This window comes from Streptomyces sp. NPDC056738, from assembly GCF_042790435.1.
Lineage (GTDB): Bacteria > Actinomycetota > Actinomycetes > Streptomycetales > Streptomycetaceae > Streptomyces.
Genome location: NZ_JBHTZF010000002.1, coordinates 472,561 through 487,584, shown reverse-complemented (window position 1 = coordinate 487,584; position 15,024 = coordinate 472,561). Strand labels below are relative to the sequence as shown.

General features: G+C 72.1%; 15 protein-coding genes. 10 read left to right on the top strand and 5 right to left on the bottom strand.

Annotation, left to right across the window (positions count from 1 at the left end; translation table 11 throughout):
- The first annotated feature begins 123 nt into the window (after positions 1 to 123).
- The 8 genes from ACFRIC_RS05860 to ACFRIC_RS05825 all read left to right on the top strand — a co-directional run bounded on the left by ACFRIC_RS05860 (position 124) and on the right by ACFRIC_RS05825 (position 8,504).
- Positions 124 to 927 (top strand): VOC family protein, encoded by an 804-nt coding sequence (locus ACFRIC_RS05860; RefSeq protein ID WP_382779941.1) that lies wholly within the window; start codon positions 124 to 126, stop codon positions 925 to 927.
- A gap of 162 nt (positions 928 to 1,089) precedes the next feature.
- Complete coding sequence (locus ACFRIC_RS05855; RefSeq protein WP_382779939.1) at positions 1,090 to 1,542, top strand: Crp/Fnr family transcriptional regulator; 453 nt, start codon at positions 1,090 to 1,092, stop codon at positions 1,540 to 1,542.
- Positions 1,543 to 1,761: 219 nt separating this feature from the next.
- Complete coding sequence (locus ACFRIC_RS05850) at positions 1,762 to 2,586, top strand: N-formylglutamate amidohydrolase (protein WP_382779936.1); 825 nt, start codon at positions 1,762 to 1,764, stop codon at positions 2,584 to 2,586.
- A gap of 166 nt (positions 2,587 to 2,752) precedes the next feature.
- Complete coding sequence (locus ACFRIC_RS05845) at positions 2,753 to 3,577, top strand: amidohydrolase family protein (protein ID WP_382779932.1); 825 nt, start codon at positions 2,753 to 2,755, stop codon at positions 3,575 to 3,577.
- Positions 3,578 to 3,626: 49 nt separating this feature from the next.
- Positions 3,627 to 4,934, top strand: coding sequence for a DUF4032 domain-containing protein (locus tag ACFRIC_RS05840; RefSeq protein ID WP_382779930.1), 1,308 nt, complete (start codon positions 3,627 to 3,629; stop codon positions 4,932 to 4,934).
- Between the two features lie 95 nt (positions 4,935 to 5,029).
- Positions 5,030 to 6,706 carry an FAD-dependent oxidoreductase gene (locus ACFRIC_RS05835; protein WP_382779927.1) on the top strand — a complete coding sequence of 559 codons (1,677 nt, stop codon included), beginning with the start codon at positions 5,030 to 5,032 and terminating at the stop codon, positions 6,704 to 6,706.
- Positions 6,703 to 8,157, top strand: a complete 1,455-nt coding sequence (locus ACFRIC_RS05830; protein ID WP_382779923.1) for an ATP-binding protein — start codon at positions 6,703 to 6,705, stop codon at positions 8,155 to 8,157. The genes ACFRIC_RS05835 and ACFRIC_RS05830 overlap by 4 nt, the downstream gene beginning before the upstream one ends.
- Positions 8,154 to 8,504 carry a UBP-type zinc finger domain-containing protein gene (locus ACFRIC_RS05825; RefSeq protein ID WP_382779920.1) on the top strand — a complete coding sequence of 117 codons (351 nt, stop codon included), beginning with the start codon at positions 8,154 to 8,156 and terminating at the stop codon, positions 8,502 to 8,504. The genes ACFRIC_RS05830 and ACFRIC_RS05825 overlap by 4 nt, the downstream gene beginning before the upstream one ends.
- A gap of 54 nt (positions 8,505 to 8,558) precedes the next feature.
- Here the strand turns inward: ACFRIC_RS05825 and ACFRIC_RS05820 are convergent, their stop codons facing one another.
- Positions 8,559 to 9,050 (bottom strand): VOC family protein, encoded by a 492-nt coding sequence (locus tag ACFRIC_RS05820; RefSeq protein WP_382779917.1) that lies wholly within the window; start codon positions 9,048 to 9,050, stop codon positions 8,559 to 8,561.
- A 208-nt stretch (positions 9,051 to 9,258) separates the two neighbouring features.
- Here ACFRIC_RS05820 and ACFRIC_RS05815 point away from each other — a divergent pair, with 208 nt between their 5' ends.
- Entirely contained in the window at positions 9,259 to 9,474 is a 216-nt protein-coding gene (locus tag ACFRIC_RS05815) for a hypothetical protein (RefSeq protein ID WP_037617573.1), read from the top strand.
- A gap of 25 nt (positions 9,475 to 9,499) precedes the next feature.
- Here the strand turns inward: ACFRIC_RS05815 and ACFRIC_RS05810 are convergent, their stop codons facing one another.
- Positions 9,500 to 9,976, bottom strand: coding sequence for a hypothetical protein (locus ACFRIC_RS05810; RefSeq protein WP_382779914.1), 477 nt, complete (start codon positions 9,974 to 9,976; stop codon positions 9,500 to 9,502).
- Positions 9,977 to 10,086: 110 nt separating this feature from the next.
- On the bottom strand, positions 10,087 to 11,580 hold the full coding sequence (locus tag ACFRIC_RS05805) for a serine hydrolase domain-containing protein (RefSeq protein WP_382779912.1): 1,494 nt from the start codon (positions 11,578 to 11,580) through the stop codon (positions 10,087 to 10,089).
- Positions 11,581 to 12,042: 462 nt separating this feature from the next.
- Between ACFRIC_RS05805 and ACFRIC_RS05800 the strand changes: the two genes are divergently transcribed.
- Positions 12,043 to 13,695, top strand: a complete 1,653-nt coding sequence (locus ACFRIC_RS05800; protein WP_382779909.1) for a serine/threonine protein kinase — start codon at positions 12,043 to 12,045, stop codon at positions 13,693 to 13,695.
- A 23-nt stretch (positions 13,696 to 13,718) separates the two neighbouring features.
- On the opposite strand, the gene tgmB is transcribed toward ACFRIC_RS05800, so the two are convergent.
- Both tgmB and tgmA read right to left on the bottom strand, forming a co-directional pair.
- The gene (gene tgmB / locus ACFRIC_RS05795; RefSeq protein ID WP_361675142.1) at positions 13,719 to 14,672 is read right to left on the bottom strand and encodes an ATP-grasp ribosomal peptide maturase; all 954 of its coding nucleotides are present in this window, start codon (positions 14,670 to 14,672) and stop codon (positions 13,719 to 13,721) included.
- A 14-nt stretch (positions 14,673 to 14,686) separates the two neighbouring features.
- A complete protein-coding gene (gene tgmA / locus ACFRIC_RS05790) occupies positions 14,687 to 14,878 on the bottom strand; it encodes a putative ATP-grasp-modified RiPP (protein WP_382779907.1) in 192 nt (63 codons plus the stop codon).
- Positions 14,879 to 15,024 lie beyond the last annotated feature (146 nt).

Below are 15,024 nucleotides of genomic sequence, written 5' to 3'. Positions count from 1 at the left end.
GACGCCGTCGGGGGCCTTCCGGTACGGAAGGCCTCTCACGGCTGAACTCACGTCCGGGCGCCCCACGAGGGCCCCGCACCCCCGCGTGACCGCTGTCGGCCGATCGCGTCAGGACGGGCGGCGATGAAGAGCGACGGAACTCTCGACACCGGTGTCGTCACCAGCCAGGCGGTCTTCGGCGCGCCGTGCTGGGTCAGTCTCACCACCCGCGACCTGAGGGCCGCCCAGAACTTCTACAGCGCGGTTCTGGGCTGGAGGTGGGCCCCGGGCACCCTGCTGGGCGAGCAGTACCGCGTCGCCAGTGTCGCCGGAGTCCCGGTCGCGGGGGTCGCCAAGGTCGACTTCGTGGCGAACACGGCGGTCTCCTGGACCGCGTTCTTCGCCGTGGCCTCCGCCGACGAGACCGTCGCGCGCAGCCAGGAGCGCGGCGGCACCACCGCGGTGGGCCCGATCTCGCTGCCCCCGGGCCGGGCCGCGCTGCTGGCCGACCGGGACGGCGCGGTCTTCGGGATCTGGGAGGGCGACCTGGTGTCCGGCTGGGAACGCTGGCGCAACGCCGCCCCCTCGTTCATCCGCCTGCACACCCGCGACGCCTTCGACGCCGCCATCTTCTACGGCGAGGTGCTGGGCTGGGCCTCCTCCGTCCCGGGCTGCTGCGAGGTCGACTACGAGGAGAACGAGGTCGTCCTGCGCAGTTTCGGCGACGTCGTGGCCCGGATCCACTCCGGCGCCATCGGCGCGGCCCCCGACCCGAGCCTGCGGCCGCACTGGCAGATCCACTTCGCGGTCGACGACGTGGAGGCCTGCGTCCGGGCGGCGCGCGCCCACGGCGGCACCGCGCACCAGCAGGGCATCGGCTCGATGGAGGCGCTCATCATCGACCCCGACGGGGCTCGGTTCTCGGTGACGTCCAGGGCCGCCGGATGACGCGCCGGACCACACGCCCACCACCGCCCCACGGCGAACGCGCCCGTGATCCGGCGCGCCGGATTACGCCGTTCGGGCTCCAATAGAGGATGACGGGATACCACCGGTACGACAGGCGCCGCCGGCCCCTCGGTCCAGGCGGCGGCCCGATGGAGGTCCGCGATGCCCACTGCTCTCCGGCTCCTGCACGCGCTCTCCCCCGAACACCGCGATCGGCTGATGAGCGTGGCCCGCGAGGTGTCCTTCCCCGCGGACGGGCCGATCTTCGAGGAGGGAGGCACCGCCGACCGCTTCTGGGTGGTCCGCTCGGGAACGGTCTCGCTGTACCAGCGGGTCATCGCCGACCGGCGGATCACCGTGGCCCAGCTCGGGCCCGGCGACCTGCTCGGCTGGTCGTGGCTGTTCCGTCCGCACACCTGGGACTTCGGTGCCGAGGCCTTCAGCCCGGTGCGCGCCTACGAGTTCGACGCCGCCGAGGTACGGACGCTGTGCGACCAGGATCCGACGCTCGAGCTGTCGCTGACACGGACGATCGCCGCGATCCTCGCCCACCGTCTGGAAACGACCCGGGCGGCGCTCATCGAGCACTACGCGCGCCGCGGGGGCAGTGTCTGAACGCAGGGGCGGCGAGACACGCGACACGGGGCGCACCGGCGTGCCCGTGCGCCGCGTGGCGCACGGGCCCGGCGGCGTGCGCGTCTGGGCATGGCGCTTGGCGGCGTGCGCGCGGTGCCGTGCCCGCCGCGTCCCTGAGTGCGCCCGCCCTCGCCGTACGCACGTGGCGCGCTCATCGGGTCCTGCCCATTGTCGGACCCGGCTGCGAGAGTGATCTCCATGAACGACATCCTCGCGTCCCCGGACGGCCCGGACGGCCCGGACTCCTTCGCGCTCCTGCCGGGAGCGGTCCACTCGCCCGTGATCCTGCACGTGCCGCACTCCTCCAGGGAGATCCCCGCGCCGGTCCGTGAGGAGATCCTCCTCGACGACCCGGCGCTGGAGAGCGAGTTGGACCACATCACCGACGCGCACACCGCCGAACTGGCCTCGGCGGCGGCCGAGGCGGCCGGCCTGAGACCGTGGCGGTTCGTCAACCGGCTGTCCCGGCTGGTCATCGATCCCGAGCGTTTCCCGGACGAGCGTGAGGAGATGCTCGCGGTCGGGATGGGCGCGGTCTACACCCGGACGACGCACCGGGCGCCGCTGCGGCCCGCCGACACCGATCCCCGGCCGTTGATCGAGCGGTACTTCCACTCCTACGCGCAGGCGATGACGGCGGCGGTGAGCGGCCGGCTGGCCGCCACCGGACGGGCGGTGATCATCGACGTCCACTCGTACCCGACGGCCCGGCTGCCCTACGAGTTGCACGGGGACGGGCCGCGCCCGCCGGTCTGCCTGGGGACCGACTCCTTCCACACGCCGCCGGAGCTGGTCGCGCTCGCGGAGAAGGCGTTCGCCGGGCTCGGCGGTGTGGGGATCGACAGCCCGTTCTCGGGCGCGTACGTCCCGTTGCGGTACTACGAACGGGAGCCCGGGGTGACGGCGTTGATGGTGGAGATCCGGCGGGACACGTACATGAAGGAACCGGGAGGCGTCGTGGGTCCCGGGTTCGCGCGCCTGGCCGCGGCCCTGACCACCCTCGTGGACGCGGTGGGCGTGTAGCCGCGGGGCGACGCGTCCCGGGCCGGTGACCAGGGGGCGCGGGGCCGGGGGTGAGCCGCGGGTGCCCGGGGAAGCGCCCGGCGTGAGGTGTGGCCCGGGAGCGCGGGGCGCCCTAGGGTCGGGGTGAGCAAGCGCTCGGACACCGCCTCAGGGAGGGCACAGGACCATGCCGGTCGTCGACGCGTGGATACAGCACCCCACTCTCCGTCACTCCAACCACGAGATGTTCGAGTCCCTGCGCCGCTGGACGGGCATGAGGACGCAGGAGGAGGAACTGCCGGTCGAGGTCACCCTGGCCGCGCTGGCGAAGGCCGGGGTGGACACCGGTCTGGCCTCGGCCTGGTACGGACCTCAGGGCGCCCTCATCACCAACGACGAGGTCGCCGGATTCGTGGCCCGGTCCGACGGGCGGCTGCGCGGGGTGGCGGGCGCCGACCTCACCCGTCCCGTCGCCGCGGTGCGCGAACTCCGGCGGGCCGTCGGGGAACTGGGCTTCGTGGCCCTGCGGATCATCCCGTGGCTGTGGCAACTGCCGCCCACCGACCGGCTCTACTACCCGCTGTACACCGCCTGCGCCGAACTCGGCGTCCCGTTCTGCACCCAGGTCGGGCACACCGGACCGCTGCGCCCCTCCGAGACCGGCCGCCCCATCCCGTACATCGACCAGGTCGCGCTCGACTTCCCCGAACTGACCATCGTCTGCGGGCACATCGGCTACCCCTGGACCACGGAGATGATCGCGGTCGCGGACAAGCACGCCAACGTGTACATCGACACCAGCGCCTACACCGCCCGCCGCTATCCCCCGGAACTGGTCGCGTACCTGCGCGGCCGGGGACGGCGGAAGGTCCTGTTCGGCTCCAACTACCCCATGATCGAACCGAGTCGGGCCCTGGAGCACCTCGACGAGCTGGGCCTGGACGAGGAGACCACCGCGCTGTTCCTGTCGGGCAACGCCCGGCGCGTCTTCCGTCTGGGCGATCAGTCGTAGATGCTGGGGCCCCGATCAGCGTTCGACCCGAGGTGAGGGCAGCCCGGCCATGGCTCTGCAGTTCAGCGCGACCAACCCGGAGCACCCCGCGCTCCTGCTCCAACTGCCGTGGCAACTGCCCCTGGAGGAGTGGCCCGAGCACCATCTGGTGCCGCTGCCGCGCGGCATCTCCCGGCACGTCGTGCGCTACGCGCGCGCCGGCGACGAGGTGGTGGCCGTCAAGGAACTCGCCGAACGGCCCGCGGTGCGCGAGTACGAACTGCTGCTGGGCCTTGACCGGCTCGGGATACCCGCGGTCGACCCGCTCGCCGTGGTCACCGGCCGCACGGACGCGGCCGGCGAGCCCCTGGAGTCGGTGCTGATCACCCGGCACCTGGGCGGATCGCTGCCGTACCGGTCGATGTTCGAGACGACCATGCGGCCCGCCACCATGCACCGGCTGATGGACGCGCTGGCCGTCCTGCTGGTGCGGCTGCACCTGGCGGGCTTCGCCTGGGGCGACTGCTCACTGTCCAACACGCTGTTCCGGCGCGACGCGGGAGCCTACGCCGCGTACCTGGTGGACGCCGAGACCGGTGAACTGCACCCGCGGCTCAGCACCGGCCAGCGCGAGTACGACCTCGATCTCGCCCGGGTGAACATCAGCGGCGAGCTGCTCGACCTTGAGGCCGCGGGCGCCCTGCACCCCTCGGTGGACCCGATCGAGTTCGGCCAGGAGATCTGCGCCCGCTACCGGAGCCTGTGGGAGGAGCTGACCCGCACCTCGGTGTACCCGGCGGGCAAGTACCACTACATCGACCGCCGCATACGCCGGCTCAACGACCTCGGTTTCGACGTCGCCGAGATGCACATCGCGAGCTCGTCCAACGGCGACACCGTCACCTTCGTGCCCAAGGTCGTCGACGCGGGCCACCACCAGCGCCAGCTCCTGCGGCTGACCGGACTCGACACCGAGGAGAACCAGGCCCGCAGGCTCCTGAACGACCTGGAGAGCTGGATGGCCACCCAGGACGACTACGCACCGGGCTCCGCGGGCCGCGGCACCGGCCGGGGCGAGGGGCGTCCGGGCGCCGCCCGGCCCGAGGTGCTCGCCCACCGCTGGGTGCGGGACGTGTTCCGCCCGACGGTCCGGGCCGTGCCCCCGGAGCTGCGCGGCTCCATGGACCCGGCCGAGCTGTACCACGAGCTCCTCGAACACCGCTGGTTCCTGTCCGAGCGCGCCCAGCACGACATCGGGCTGGAAGCGGCCGTGAAGGACTACGTCGCGAACATCCTCCCCGAGGTCCGCGACCCCCGGCCGGCCCCGGCGGATGCCCCGGAGCCGCCCGGCGGGTGGCCGGTTCCCGAGCAAAGGTGACCGATCGTACATACGATTGGCTCTGTACCGGCCCCGCGGCGCCCCGGGCGCCCGCCCGGCCGGAACGCAACTGACCTGCTCGGGGTGGGAGAGGTATGACCCAGGCCGCCAGTCCGGCGCGGACCGTCATTCTGACCGTCGACGACGACCCCGGAGTCTCGCGAGCCGTCGCCCGCGACCTCCGGCGCCGCTACGGCGAGGGTCACCGGATCGTGCGCGCCGAGTCCGGCGACGCGGCGCTGGAGGCGCTGCGCGAGCTGAAGCTGCGCGGCGACCAGGTGGCGGTCATCCTCGCCGACTACCGCATGCCCCAGATGAACGGCATCGAGTTCCTGGAACAGGCCCTCGACGTGTACCCGGGCGCCCGACGGGTGCTGCTGACCGCGTACGCGGACACCAACGCCGCCATCGACGCGATCAACGTGATCGACCTCGACCACTATCTGCTCAAGCCCTGGGATCCGCCGGAGGAGAAGCTCTATCCGGTCGTCGACGACCTCCTGGACGCGTGGCGGGCCAGCGACTACCGGCCCGTGGGCGCGTGCAAGGTGGTCGGGCACCGCTGGTCGGCGCGTTCCTCGGGCGTCCGGGAGTTCCTGGCCCGCAACCAGGTGCCCTATCGCTGGTACTCCTCCGACACCCCCGAAGGGCAGCGGCTGCTGAGCGCCGCCGGGCAGGACGGTGAGCGGCTGCCGCTGGTGGTCACCCCGGACGGCACCCCGCTCGTCGAACCCGAGGACCCCGAGATCGCGGCGCACGTGGGGCTCGCCACGACGCCCACCTCGGAGTTCTACGACCTCGTCGTCATCGGCGGCGGCCCGGCCGGGCTCGGGGCGGCCGTGTACGGCGCCTCCGAGGGCCTGCGCACCGTGCTCGTGGAGCGGTCCGCGACGGGCGGACAGGCGGGCCAGAGTTCACGGATCGAGAACTACCTCGGCTTCCCCGACGGCGTCTCCGGCGGACAGCTCACCGACCGGGCCCGGCGGCAGGCCGCGAAGTTCGGCGCCGAGATCCTCACCGCGCGTGAGGTGACCGGACTGGAGGTGACCGGCGCCTCGCGCACGATCCGCTTCTCCGACGGCTCCGCGATCTCCGCGCACGCGGTGATCCTCGCGACCGGGGTCTCGTACCGCCAGCTCCAGGCCCCGGGCATCGCCGAGCTGACGGGCTGCGGTGTCTTCTACGGCTCGGCGCTGACCGAGGCCGCCGCCTGCCAGGGCCACGACGTGTACATCGTGGGCGGCGCGAACTCGGCGGGCCAGGCGGCGATGTACCTGGCCAGGGGCGCGAAGTCCGTCACCATCCTGGTGCGCGGCTCCTCGCTGACCGCCTCGATGTCGCACTACCTGGTCGAGCAGATCTCGGACGCGCCGAACATCTCGGTGCGCACCGGCACGGTCGTGGACTCCGCGCACGGCGACGGCCATCTGGAACAGCTCACGCTGCGCGATGTGGAGAGCGGCCACACCGAACTCGTCGACGCGCAGTGGATGTTCGTGTTCATCGGCGCGGCCCCGCTCACCGACTGGCTGGAGGGCACCGTCCTGCGGGACGCCCGCGGCTTCATCGTGGCGGGCCCGGACATGACACCCGACGGGCAGCCCCCGCACGGCTGGGAGCTGGACCGGCCGCCGTACCACCTGGAAACCAATGTGCCCGGCGTGTTCGTGGCCGGGGACGCGCGCGCCGAGTCGGCGAAACGGGTCGCGTCCGCGGTCGGAGAGGGAGCCATGGCCGTCATGCTCGTCCACCGTTATCTGGAGCAGTCGTGAGCGGGCGGCCGGTGCCGTGCGACGCGGCGGAACTGAGCACGCTGTTCCTGTTCGAGAAACTCGACCGCGACCAGTTGGACCGGCTGTGCCGTGAGGGCCGGACGGAGCAGTTCGACCCCGGGCCGGTCTACACCGAGGGTGATCCGGCCACCTGCTTCTACGTGCTCCTGGAGGGCACGGTCGTGATGTCGCGCCGGGTCGGCGCGGACGACGTGGAGATCAGCCGTACCTCCCAGCGCGGGGTGTACGCGGGCGCGATGCAGGCGTATCTCAGCGACCCGGGGGACGCGCAGTACAAGGGTTCCATGCGGGCCACCGAGTCGTCACGGTTCTTCGTGCTGCCCGCGGCGACGTTCGCCGCCATCCTGCGGGACTGGTTCCCCATGGCCGTCCATCTCCTGGAGGGGATGTTCTTCGGCAGCCAGAACGCCCAGCGCACCGTCGGGCAGCGCGAGCGGCTGCTGGCGCTCGGCTCGCTGTCGGCCGGGCTCACGCACGAGCTCAACAACCCGGCCGCGGCGGCCGTACGGGCCACCTCGGCGCTGCGTGACCGGGTGGCCCACATGCGGCAGAAACTGGGGATGATCGCCTCGGGTCCGTACGCGCGCGACGCCCTGGAGACGCTGGTCGAGATCCAGGAGCGGACCGCCGAACAGGTCGCCAAGGCCACCCCGCTGACCCCGCTGGAGGCCTCCGACCGGGAGGACGCGCTCGCCGACTGGCTCGACGACCACGACATCGCGGGCGGCTGGCAGCTGGCCCCGACCTTCGTGCAGGCGGGTCTCGACACCGACTGGCTGGACCAGGTCGCGGCGGCCGTGGACGGGCCGACCCTCGAGGGCGCGGTCCGGTGGCTCAACTACACGGTCGAGACCGAGCTGCTGATGAACGAGATCGAGGACTCCACCACCCGCATCTCGCATCTCGTGGACGCGGCCAAGCAGTACTCGCAGATGGACCGCGCGCCCTACCAGGTCGCCGACGTGCACGAACTGCTCGACAGCACCCTGATGATGCTCGCCGGCAAGATGGGCTCCGGCATCAAGGTCGTCAAGGACTACGACCGGTCGCTGCCGCGGATCCCCGCCTTCCCCGGTGAGCTGAACCAGGTGTGGACCAACCTCATCGACAACGCCGCCTCCGCGATGGCCGGCGAGGGGAAGCTGACGGTGCGCACCGCCGCCGACGGTGACCATGTGCTCGTCGAGTTCCGCGACACGGGCCCCGGCGTGCCCGAGGAGATCCGCGACCGGATCTTCGACCCGTTCTTCACCACCAAGCCGGTGGGCGAGGGGACCGGGCTCGGCCTGGACATCTCCTGGCGGATCGTGGTCAACAAGCACCACGGCAGCCTCAGCGTGCAGTCCGTGCCCGGCGACACCCGCTTCCAGGTACGCCTGCCCCTGACCCTCGCGGAGACCGCCGCGGAAGCCTCGGAGGAGCCGTCATGACCACGCCCAACGGAATCGACCCGTCCGTACCGCCGAGCGGCACCGGCTGCACCGAGTGCGACGCCGCCGGCGGATGGTGGTTCCATCTGCGGCGCTGCGCCCAGTGCGGGCACATCGGCTGCTGCGACGACTCCCCGGCCAAGCACGCCACCGCGCACGCGCGCGGCACCGGGCATCCGATCATCCAGAGCTTCGAGCCGGGCGAGAACTGGTTCTGGGACTACGACACCTCGGAGCTCTACGAGGCCGGTCCCGAGCTCGCTCCCCCGGTGAGCCATCCGCTCGACCAGCCCGCGCCCGGCCCCGCCGGGCGGGTTCCGGGCAACTGGGCCGAGCTGCTGCGCTGAGGCCGGCGGCCGGATCCCCCAGGGGCTCCGGCCGCCGTCCCACGGGGACCCGGCTCAGAGGACCTTGTTGCCGTACATCTCGCCGAGCGGATCGGCGAGCAGCTCGATCCGGGCGCCGTCGGGGTCGCGGAAGTAGATCGAGGTACCGCTCTCCTCCATGTACTCGACCCCGGCCGCGTCGAGCCGGCCGCGCAGTTCGCGCCAGGTGTCGGGGGCGACCGAGATGGCGAGGTGGTGCAGTCCGCCGAGGACCTCCGCGTACGGGCCGAGGTCGAGTCCGGGGAAGTCGAAGAAGGCGAGCAGATTGCCGTTGCCGAGATCGAAGAAGAAGTGGGTCGAGCCCTTGTAGTCCCGGTTCTCGATCATCTCGGTGAGGGGGAAGCCCAGGACGCCCTGGTAGAACCGTACGGTCCGCTCCACGTCCGCGGAGAGCAGCGCCACATGGTGCACGCCGCGTGCCGTGCTCCGCGGCCTCTCCGCCGCCAGATGGGCGTCCTTGATCCGCTGACGCTCCGCTTCGATCGCTGGCAGGTCCATGGCGCTCATCGAAAGCTCCTCACCCGGGGAACGGGACTTCGCACTCCGCACTGGTTTCGTACTGGTATCGAATACAACCACTTTCACGCCGTACGGCGTGCGGTGTCGGCCCGCGTCGGACCGTCATCCGGCCCTGGTCCGTCGTGATCGGTCCGCGATCGGTCCGCGATCCGTCCGCCAGGATGCGCGGCGGGGCGCCAGGGACGATCCTGGATGTATGTCCGGACGGGCTCCTCTGGTTGTGCATCCGGCCCTGGACACCAGTGGCCGTGAGGTGACCGCGCGGGGTGAGAACCTCGGCGTGGCGTTCTCGGACGAGGATCTGCTGGAGTTCCTCGGCCGGGCGGGACTGCCCGACGCGGAGGATCTACTGGACGATCCGGCCTGGGTGAAGTGGCGCGGAGGACAGGCGCACTTCTACGGAACCGGCTGAGCGGCCCACCGACTGGCCCACCGGTCTACGGAACCGGCTGACCGGCCGGCGGTGCTAGGACGGCCAGGGTGCCGTTGGCCTGGCGCAGCGCGAGTTCCAGCGGGAGCGCGGGATGGAGCGCGCCCGTCCCGTCGGGCGGCACGATCCACTCCAGCGGCCCCGCCGAACGGTACGGCGGCGGTACGGCGACCCAGGAGCCCCGGCCGAGATGGCGGAGCCCCGAACCCTCCCACCGGCTCGCGGGGTCGGGCGGCAGGAAGAAGCCCACGCGCTGAGCCGCGCAGTCGACCAGTGTGGGCCCAGGTAACCGGGCCGGGTCGGACCACAGGATGTCGAGGGCGAGCAGGCCGAGCTGCTCGGGCACGCTCAGCACGTCCCAGTAGCGCCCGGCCTCCAGGAGCACGCCGCCGCTCCCCTGGTCCCAGTCGCGTTTGCACGCCCTCGGGTCGGTGGCGGCCGCGGCCAGCCACTCCACGCTCCGCGTCCACATCAGGTTCGTCATGCATCACCCCGGAGTCGGTTCTCTCCGCCCGGCAGGCACGCGGACGGCACGGGCCAAAAGGCCCGCTTCCGCCCGTCAGGACCTCGGCCTATGCATCGTGGTGGATATCTCTACGTGGCGGAAGGGGTGGCGTGGTGTGGCGTTTTCCGGGGACCGGTTGACGGCGTGCGCGACGGTGCTCGCAGGAACTCCAACGTGGGGGCGTGCAGCGGGGTCGTGTGCCAGCGGGCGGTGAAGGTGCGGCCGGGGAGGACGCACTCCACGGTCAGCCGGTGCGGGGTCTCCAGGAAGATCACGTCGAGCCGCAGGGCGCCGGGGCCGGTCCAGCCACCGCTCACCGCCAGGGGCGTCGGGCCGGGATCGACGCTCCAGCCGGTCTTCTCGAGCCGCAGCTCCAGCTTCCGGTCCCCCTCGGCCAGGGTGACGCGGGTGCCCTGTTCCCCCTCGGCGACGAGCACACCCGTCAGGCTCCGCTGGGCCGCGCAGACGCCTCCGGCGGGCCGGAACTCCTCCTGTGCCCAGGTGTCCAGGGGCTCGGTGGGCTCGGGCGCGGCCTCGACCGGCGGCAGGGCCAGCCGGGCGAGCCGTCGGCTCAGCGCCGCGTCGCGCTCGCGCGCGTCCCGCGGCGGTGCCGTCCCGAACGCGGGCAGCAGATGACGCCACATCAGGTCCAGCAGTTCCTGCATGCGGTCGGTCGCCGCGGTCGTCGCGATCACGGCGTCGTGTTCGGGCAGCACGACGCAGTACTGTCCGAACGCCCCGTCGCCGCGGTATCCGTGGCGTCCGCGCCAGAACTGGAGTCCGTAGCCCTGCTGCCAGTCCGAGCGGGCGCCGTCGGGAGTGCCGTCGTCGTTCGCGACGTGCGCGCGGGTCGCCTCCGCGATCCACGAGGCCGGCAGGAGCCGCCGCCCGCCCCGGACGCCGTCGTCCAGATAGAGCTGCCCGAGCCGGGCGACGGCGTCGGTCGCGGCGTGCAGCCCGCTGAAGCCGATCTCCCGGCCGGCCCGGTTCCGCGTCCAGGCGGTCTCCCCGATGCCCAGCGGGTCGAACAGGCGGGGCCGCAGGTACTCGGTCAGCGACAGACCGGTCTCGCGCTGGAGGATCGAGGCGAGCGTGTAGGTGGCCGACTGGTTGTACGCGAAGACGGTACCGGGGTCGCGGTCCGGCGGGATCAGCAGGAAGCCGCGTACCGCCTCCGTCCGGTCCGTCCGCATCGCGTCGGCCCAGGTCTCGGTGAGGTGGCCGCTGGCCATGGCCGCGACGTGCCGCACGAGCATGGCGCGGCTGCGCGGATCGGTGATGTCGGCCTCGAACTCCGGGAAGTACGAGATCACCGTCCGGTCGAGGTCCAGCAGGCCCTCGGCCACGGCGAATCCGGCGGCCGTGGAGGTGAAGCTCTTGCTGAGCGAGTAGAGGAGCTGGAGGCGCTCCGGTGTGTACGGCGCCCACCAGCCGGAGGCGACGAGGTGCCCGTGACGCAGGATCATCAGGCTGTGCGGTTCGATCTCCGGGTGGGCCTCGACGGCGTCGAGGAACGCCGTGATGCCCGAGGCGTCGACTCCCTGCTCGGCGGGCGGGCTCTGGGGCAGCGGTCGGGCACTCATACGGACGGCCTCCGGGTGGCTCGGGCGACGGGCGGCGGGCGACGCTTGGGGCGGGCTGGCGGGCTGGCGGGCTGGCGTTTGGCGGGCTGCGGGCTGCGGGCTGCGGGCGACGAACCGGGATCGGCGGGCGGGCGGCGTTGTGTGCATCTGGCATCTTTCCCGGACGGCCCCCCGGTGTCCACGTCCCGGCGACCGAGACGCCCTCCCCTTCCGGCCATCACGGCAACTACCGCTGCTGAACGGCGAGTTGATGCCGACAGCCGCCTTCGGTCGACTACCCCGACCAGGAGGCCGAGCGGTGAACCGACCGGGAACCGGGGCCTGAACTGTTCGTACGGACGCGCGACGACGACGCGTCCGGGTAAAAACACTCATCTCCAGCCGTCTCCCGTTGAACACTCTTCGTCACCTCCCGCGTACTTCTGGGAAAGGAGAGTGTCCGGTACACGACGAGGGATGACGATGGCCAAGGCGCAAGACTCCTCGGGCGAGTTGATCGCCGGGAGATACCGGCTGCTCGACGTCTTCCTGCGCGAGGAGGGCCGGGCCCTGTGGCACGGCGAGGACACCGCCTTCGGCCGGCCCGTCGTCCTGACCTCCTCGCGTGCCGCCGAGCAGGGAGGCGAGGAGCCGCCGGAGCCCGCCGCCGACCGGATCCTGCGCACGGCCAAGATCCTGGGCCCGGCCTGTCACGGTGGAGTGGCCGCGGTCCTGGAGGTGGTCGAGGAGCCCGGCTTCGTGTGGACCGTCACGGAGCGCCCCCAGGGTGCCCCGCTGTCCGAGCTGCTCCTGCACGGTCCCGTCGACCACGTGCGGGCGGCCGCCATCGGGCTCGGCGTCCTCGACGTCCTGACCGCCGCGCACCACGAGGGAGTCACGCACGGCGAACTGGGCCCGAGCCAGGTGTGGTCCGACGAGCACGGCAGGGTCACCGTGACCGGCTTCGGCATGACGGCCTCCGCCGACGCGCCGCGCGTCACCGCTCCCTCGTACGCCTCTCCCGAGCAGGCCCGCGGCGAGGCCGGCGGGCCCCCGGCCGATCTCTGGGCGCTGGGCGCGATGATGTACGCGATGGTCGAGGGGCGGCCGGTCGTACAGGACCGGGGCGAGGCGGAGGCCACGCTCCGGGCGGTGGAGCGACTGCCGGTCAGGGCCCCGCGCGACGCGGGCCCGCTCGCGCCCGCCATTCTGGGCCTGTTGCGCTGGGACCCCGTGGAGCGGGTGCCCGAGGCCGTCGTGCGGGAGTCGCTGACACGCATCCTGCGGCAGAACCTGGAGGACACCACACCGCCCGAGCCGCTGCCCGACCTCCTCGGCCCCACCGGGGACCACCGGGGCCGGGACGCGGAGGACGAGGGGCCGGGGCGGCCGGTGCGCCCCCGGGGAGGCCTGCCCCTGAGCCGGCCGGTGCTGCTGGGCGCGGCCGTCGCCGTCACGGTCGCCGGCGCGCTGGTGTTCGCCTCGATGAGCGGGCGATCGGACGGCGGTGACACCGCCGCGTCCGGCACGGCGCCGTCACGGTCCGCCGGCGGTGCGCCGTCCGGGGCCCCCAGCGCCGGCGGCGCGCCCGCGGAACGGACACCCACCGCGTCGGCGAAGCCGTCCCCCTCCCCCACTCCCTCCGCCTCGGCCACCGCCGGTGCGGCGCTGCCGCCCGGGTTCTCCCTCTACCGGGCGCCGCAGGGCTTCTCCGTCGCGCTGCCGAAGGGCTGGAAACCCGTCGAGACGCAGTCCTCCGACGATCTCGCCTACCGGGTGACGTTCGGGGCGAGCGGCGACGCGCGCACCCTGGCCGTCACGTACAGCACCCAGCTCGGTCCGGACCCGGTCGCCGTCTGGAGCGACCTGGAGCCGAACCTCCGTGCCGTGTCCACCGGTTACGAACGGGTGGGCGCCATCCGGCCGGTGACCTATCACGGTATGAAGGGCGCCGACATGGAGTGGTACTCCGTGGTCGGGGGTGTGCGGGTGCGCACCCTCGGCCGCGGTTTCCTCATCGGCGACCACCGGGGGTTCTCGCTGCGCTGGACGACCCCGGCGGACGACTGGGACAGCGCCGCCGACCGGCAGGCGCTGAAGGCCGTCCTCGACTCCTTCCGGACGGGAGCGGAGTGACCGGTCGTCACCGATTACCCATGTCAGTGTCCTTCCGGGATGCGGAGGCCGGGCCTGCGCTGCGCCAGCCACACGGCTACCTCGTCGGCGATGGGCTGTCCGGTCTCCAGCTCGATGAAGCCGAACTGGCCTCCCTGGTTGCACTCCAGGAACCACCAGATGCCGTCCGCGTCCTCGGCGAAGTCGAAGGCCGCGTAGGCGAGTCCGGTGAAGGCGAGGTAGTCGTGGACCGAACGGGCGATGCGATGGGGCACCGGTGTGGGTTCCCAGCCGTTCTCCGTCTCGCCGAACCGGCCGTCGACCTGACCGGGTTCGGCGGCCTTCCGGGCGGCGAACAGCCGGGTGCCGATGCCGGTGAGCCGGATGTCGGCACGTTTGGGGATGTAACGCTGCAGGAGGGCGGGCCCGGCCGCGACTCCGGAGAAGTCCGTGCCGGGACCGACCAGCGTGGTGGGCAGGGCCGCCGGAGGCTGGCCGGGCGGCGGACCGGAGGCCGATTTCACCACCACGTCCCCGTGCTCCTGGACGAACTGCTCGGCCACCCGGGGAGCGGTCGTGATGACGGTGGGCGGCACGGCGAACTTGCTGCTGTGGGCCACCCGTAGCTGCCAGGGCTTGTGCCGGGCCTGCTCGGCGCGTCGGGGGTGGTTCATCCACCGGGTCGAGGCGGAGTAGAGCATGCCGAACAGGGCCTGCCTGGTCTCGGCGGTGAGCCATGCGGAGGGTTCGGCGGCATGGGCCGCCGGCTCTCCCGGTCTGCGCACCCACACGGAGCGCAGGCCTCCCATGCTGAGCACATGGCCGTTGACCGACAGGTAGCCGTCGAAGTCACCGTGGGCGTAGTCGGCGGACAGGACCGCCTTGCCGGGCAGGTCCGCGGGATCGAGGCGCACCATGGGCACGCCCCGCTCGTGCAGTCTGGCCACCACCATGTCGGCGGTGACGTCCTGTTCGGCCGTGAGTATGAGAACCGTCATGCGCGCGGCATCCGTCAGTCGTCGAAGTGCGTCTGAGAACCGGCCGTCGAGGTCGTGGTGCCGGTCGCCATCAGCAGCGCGTGATCGCTGACGGCCGGTCTGCCGTCGGGCAGCACGTTCAGTTGCAGGGACACGTCGAAGTGGTACGGGGGTATTGCGGCCGACTGCCCTGAGGGCCGGGCGTAGTTGAGAGTGAACGGTCGCACGAAAGATCCTCCCGCGGTCGCGCGATGGCCAATACACACCCGTACGTGACACGGCCGTAAGGAATTCATCACTTTCTGCCACATCGGGGTGAAGGTCATCACATCGCGTCGTTTCTGGGCTTGCACATTTCGGATTTACTGGGGTG

What these genes read in the sequence shown, in the direction of transcription:
- ACFRIC_RS05835 (WP_382779927.1), top strand. Translation starts at nt 5,030, where the DNA reads ATGACCCAGGCCGCCAGTCCGGCGCGGACCGTCATTCTGACCGTCGAC.
- ACFRIC_RS05860 (WP_382779941.1), top strand. Translation starts at nt 124, where the DNA reads ATGAAGAGCGACGGAACTCTCGACACCGGTGTCGTCACCAGCCAGGCG.
- ACFRIC_RS05800 (WP_382779909.1), top strand. Translation starts at nt 12,043, where the DNA reads ATGGCCAAGGCGCAAGACTCCTCGGGCGAGTTGATCGCCGGGAGATAC.
- ACFRIC_RS05805 (WP_382779912.1), bottom strand. Translation starts at nt 11,580, where the DNA reads ATGAGTGCCCGACCGCTGCCCCAGAGCCCGCCCGCCGAGCAGGGAGTC.
- ACFRIC_RS05850 (WP_382779936.1), top strand. Translation starts at nt 1,762, where the DNA reads ATGAACGACATCCTCGCGTCCCCGGACGGCCCGGACGGCCCGGACTCC.
- tgmB (WP_361675142.1), bottom strand. Translation starts at nt 14,672, where the DNA reads ATGACGGTTCTCATACTCACGGCCGAACAGGACGTCACCGCCGACATG.
- ACFRIC_RS05820 (WP_382779917.1), bottom strand. Translation starts at nt 9,050, where the DNA reads ATGAGCGCCATGGACCTGCCAGCGATCGAAGCGGAGCGTCAGCGGATC.
- ACFRIC_RS05815 (WP_037617573.1), top strand. Translation starts at nt 9,259, where the DNA reads ATGTCCGGACGGGCTCCTCTGGTTGTGCATCCGGCCCTGGACACCAGT.
- ACFRIC_RS05845 (WP_382779932.1), top strand. Translation starts at nt 2,753, where the DNA reads ATGCCGGTCGTCGACGCGTGGATACAGCACCCCACTCTCCGTCACTCC.
- ACFRIC_RS05825 (WP_382779920.1), top strand. Translation starts at nt 8,154, where the DNA reads ATGACCACGCCCAACGGAATCGACCCGTCCGTACCGCCGAGCGGCACC.
- ACFRIC_RS05840 (WP_382779930.1), top strand. Translation starts at nt 3,627, where the DNA reads ATGGCTCTGCAGTTCAGCGCGACCAACCCGGAGCACCCCGCGCTCCTG.
- ACFRIC_RS05855 (WP_382779939.1), top strand. Translation starts at nt 1,090, where the DNA reads ATGCCCACTGCTCTCCGGCTCCTGCACGCGCTCTCCCCCGAACACCGC.
- ACFRIC_RS05810 (WP_382779914.1), bottom strand. Translation starts at nt 9,976, where the DNA reads ATGACGAACCTGATGTGGACGCGGAGCGTGGAGTGGCTGGCCGCGGCC.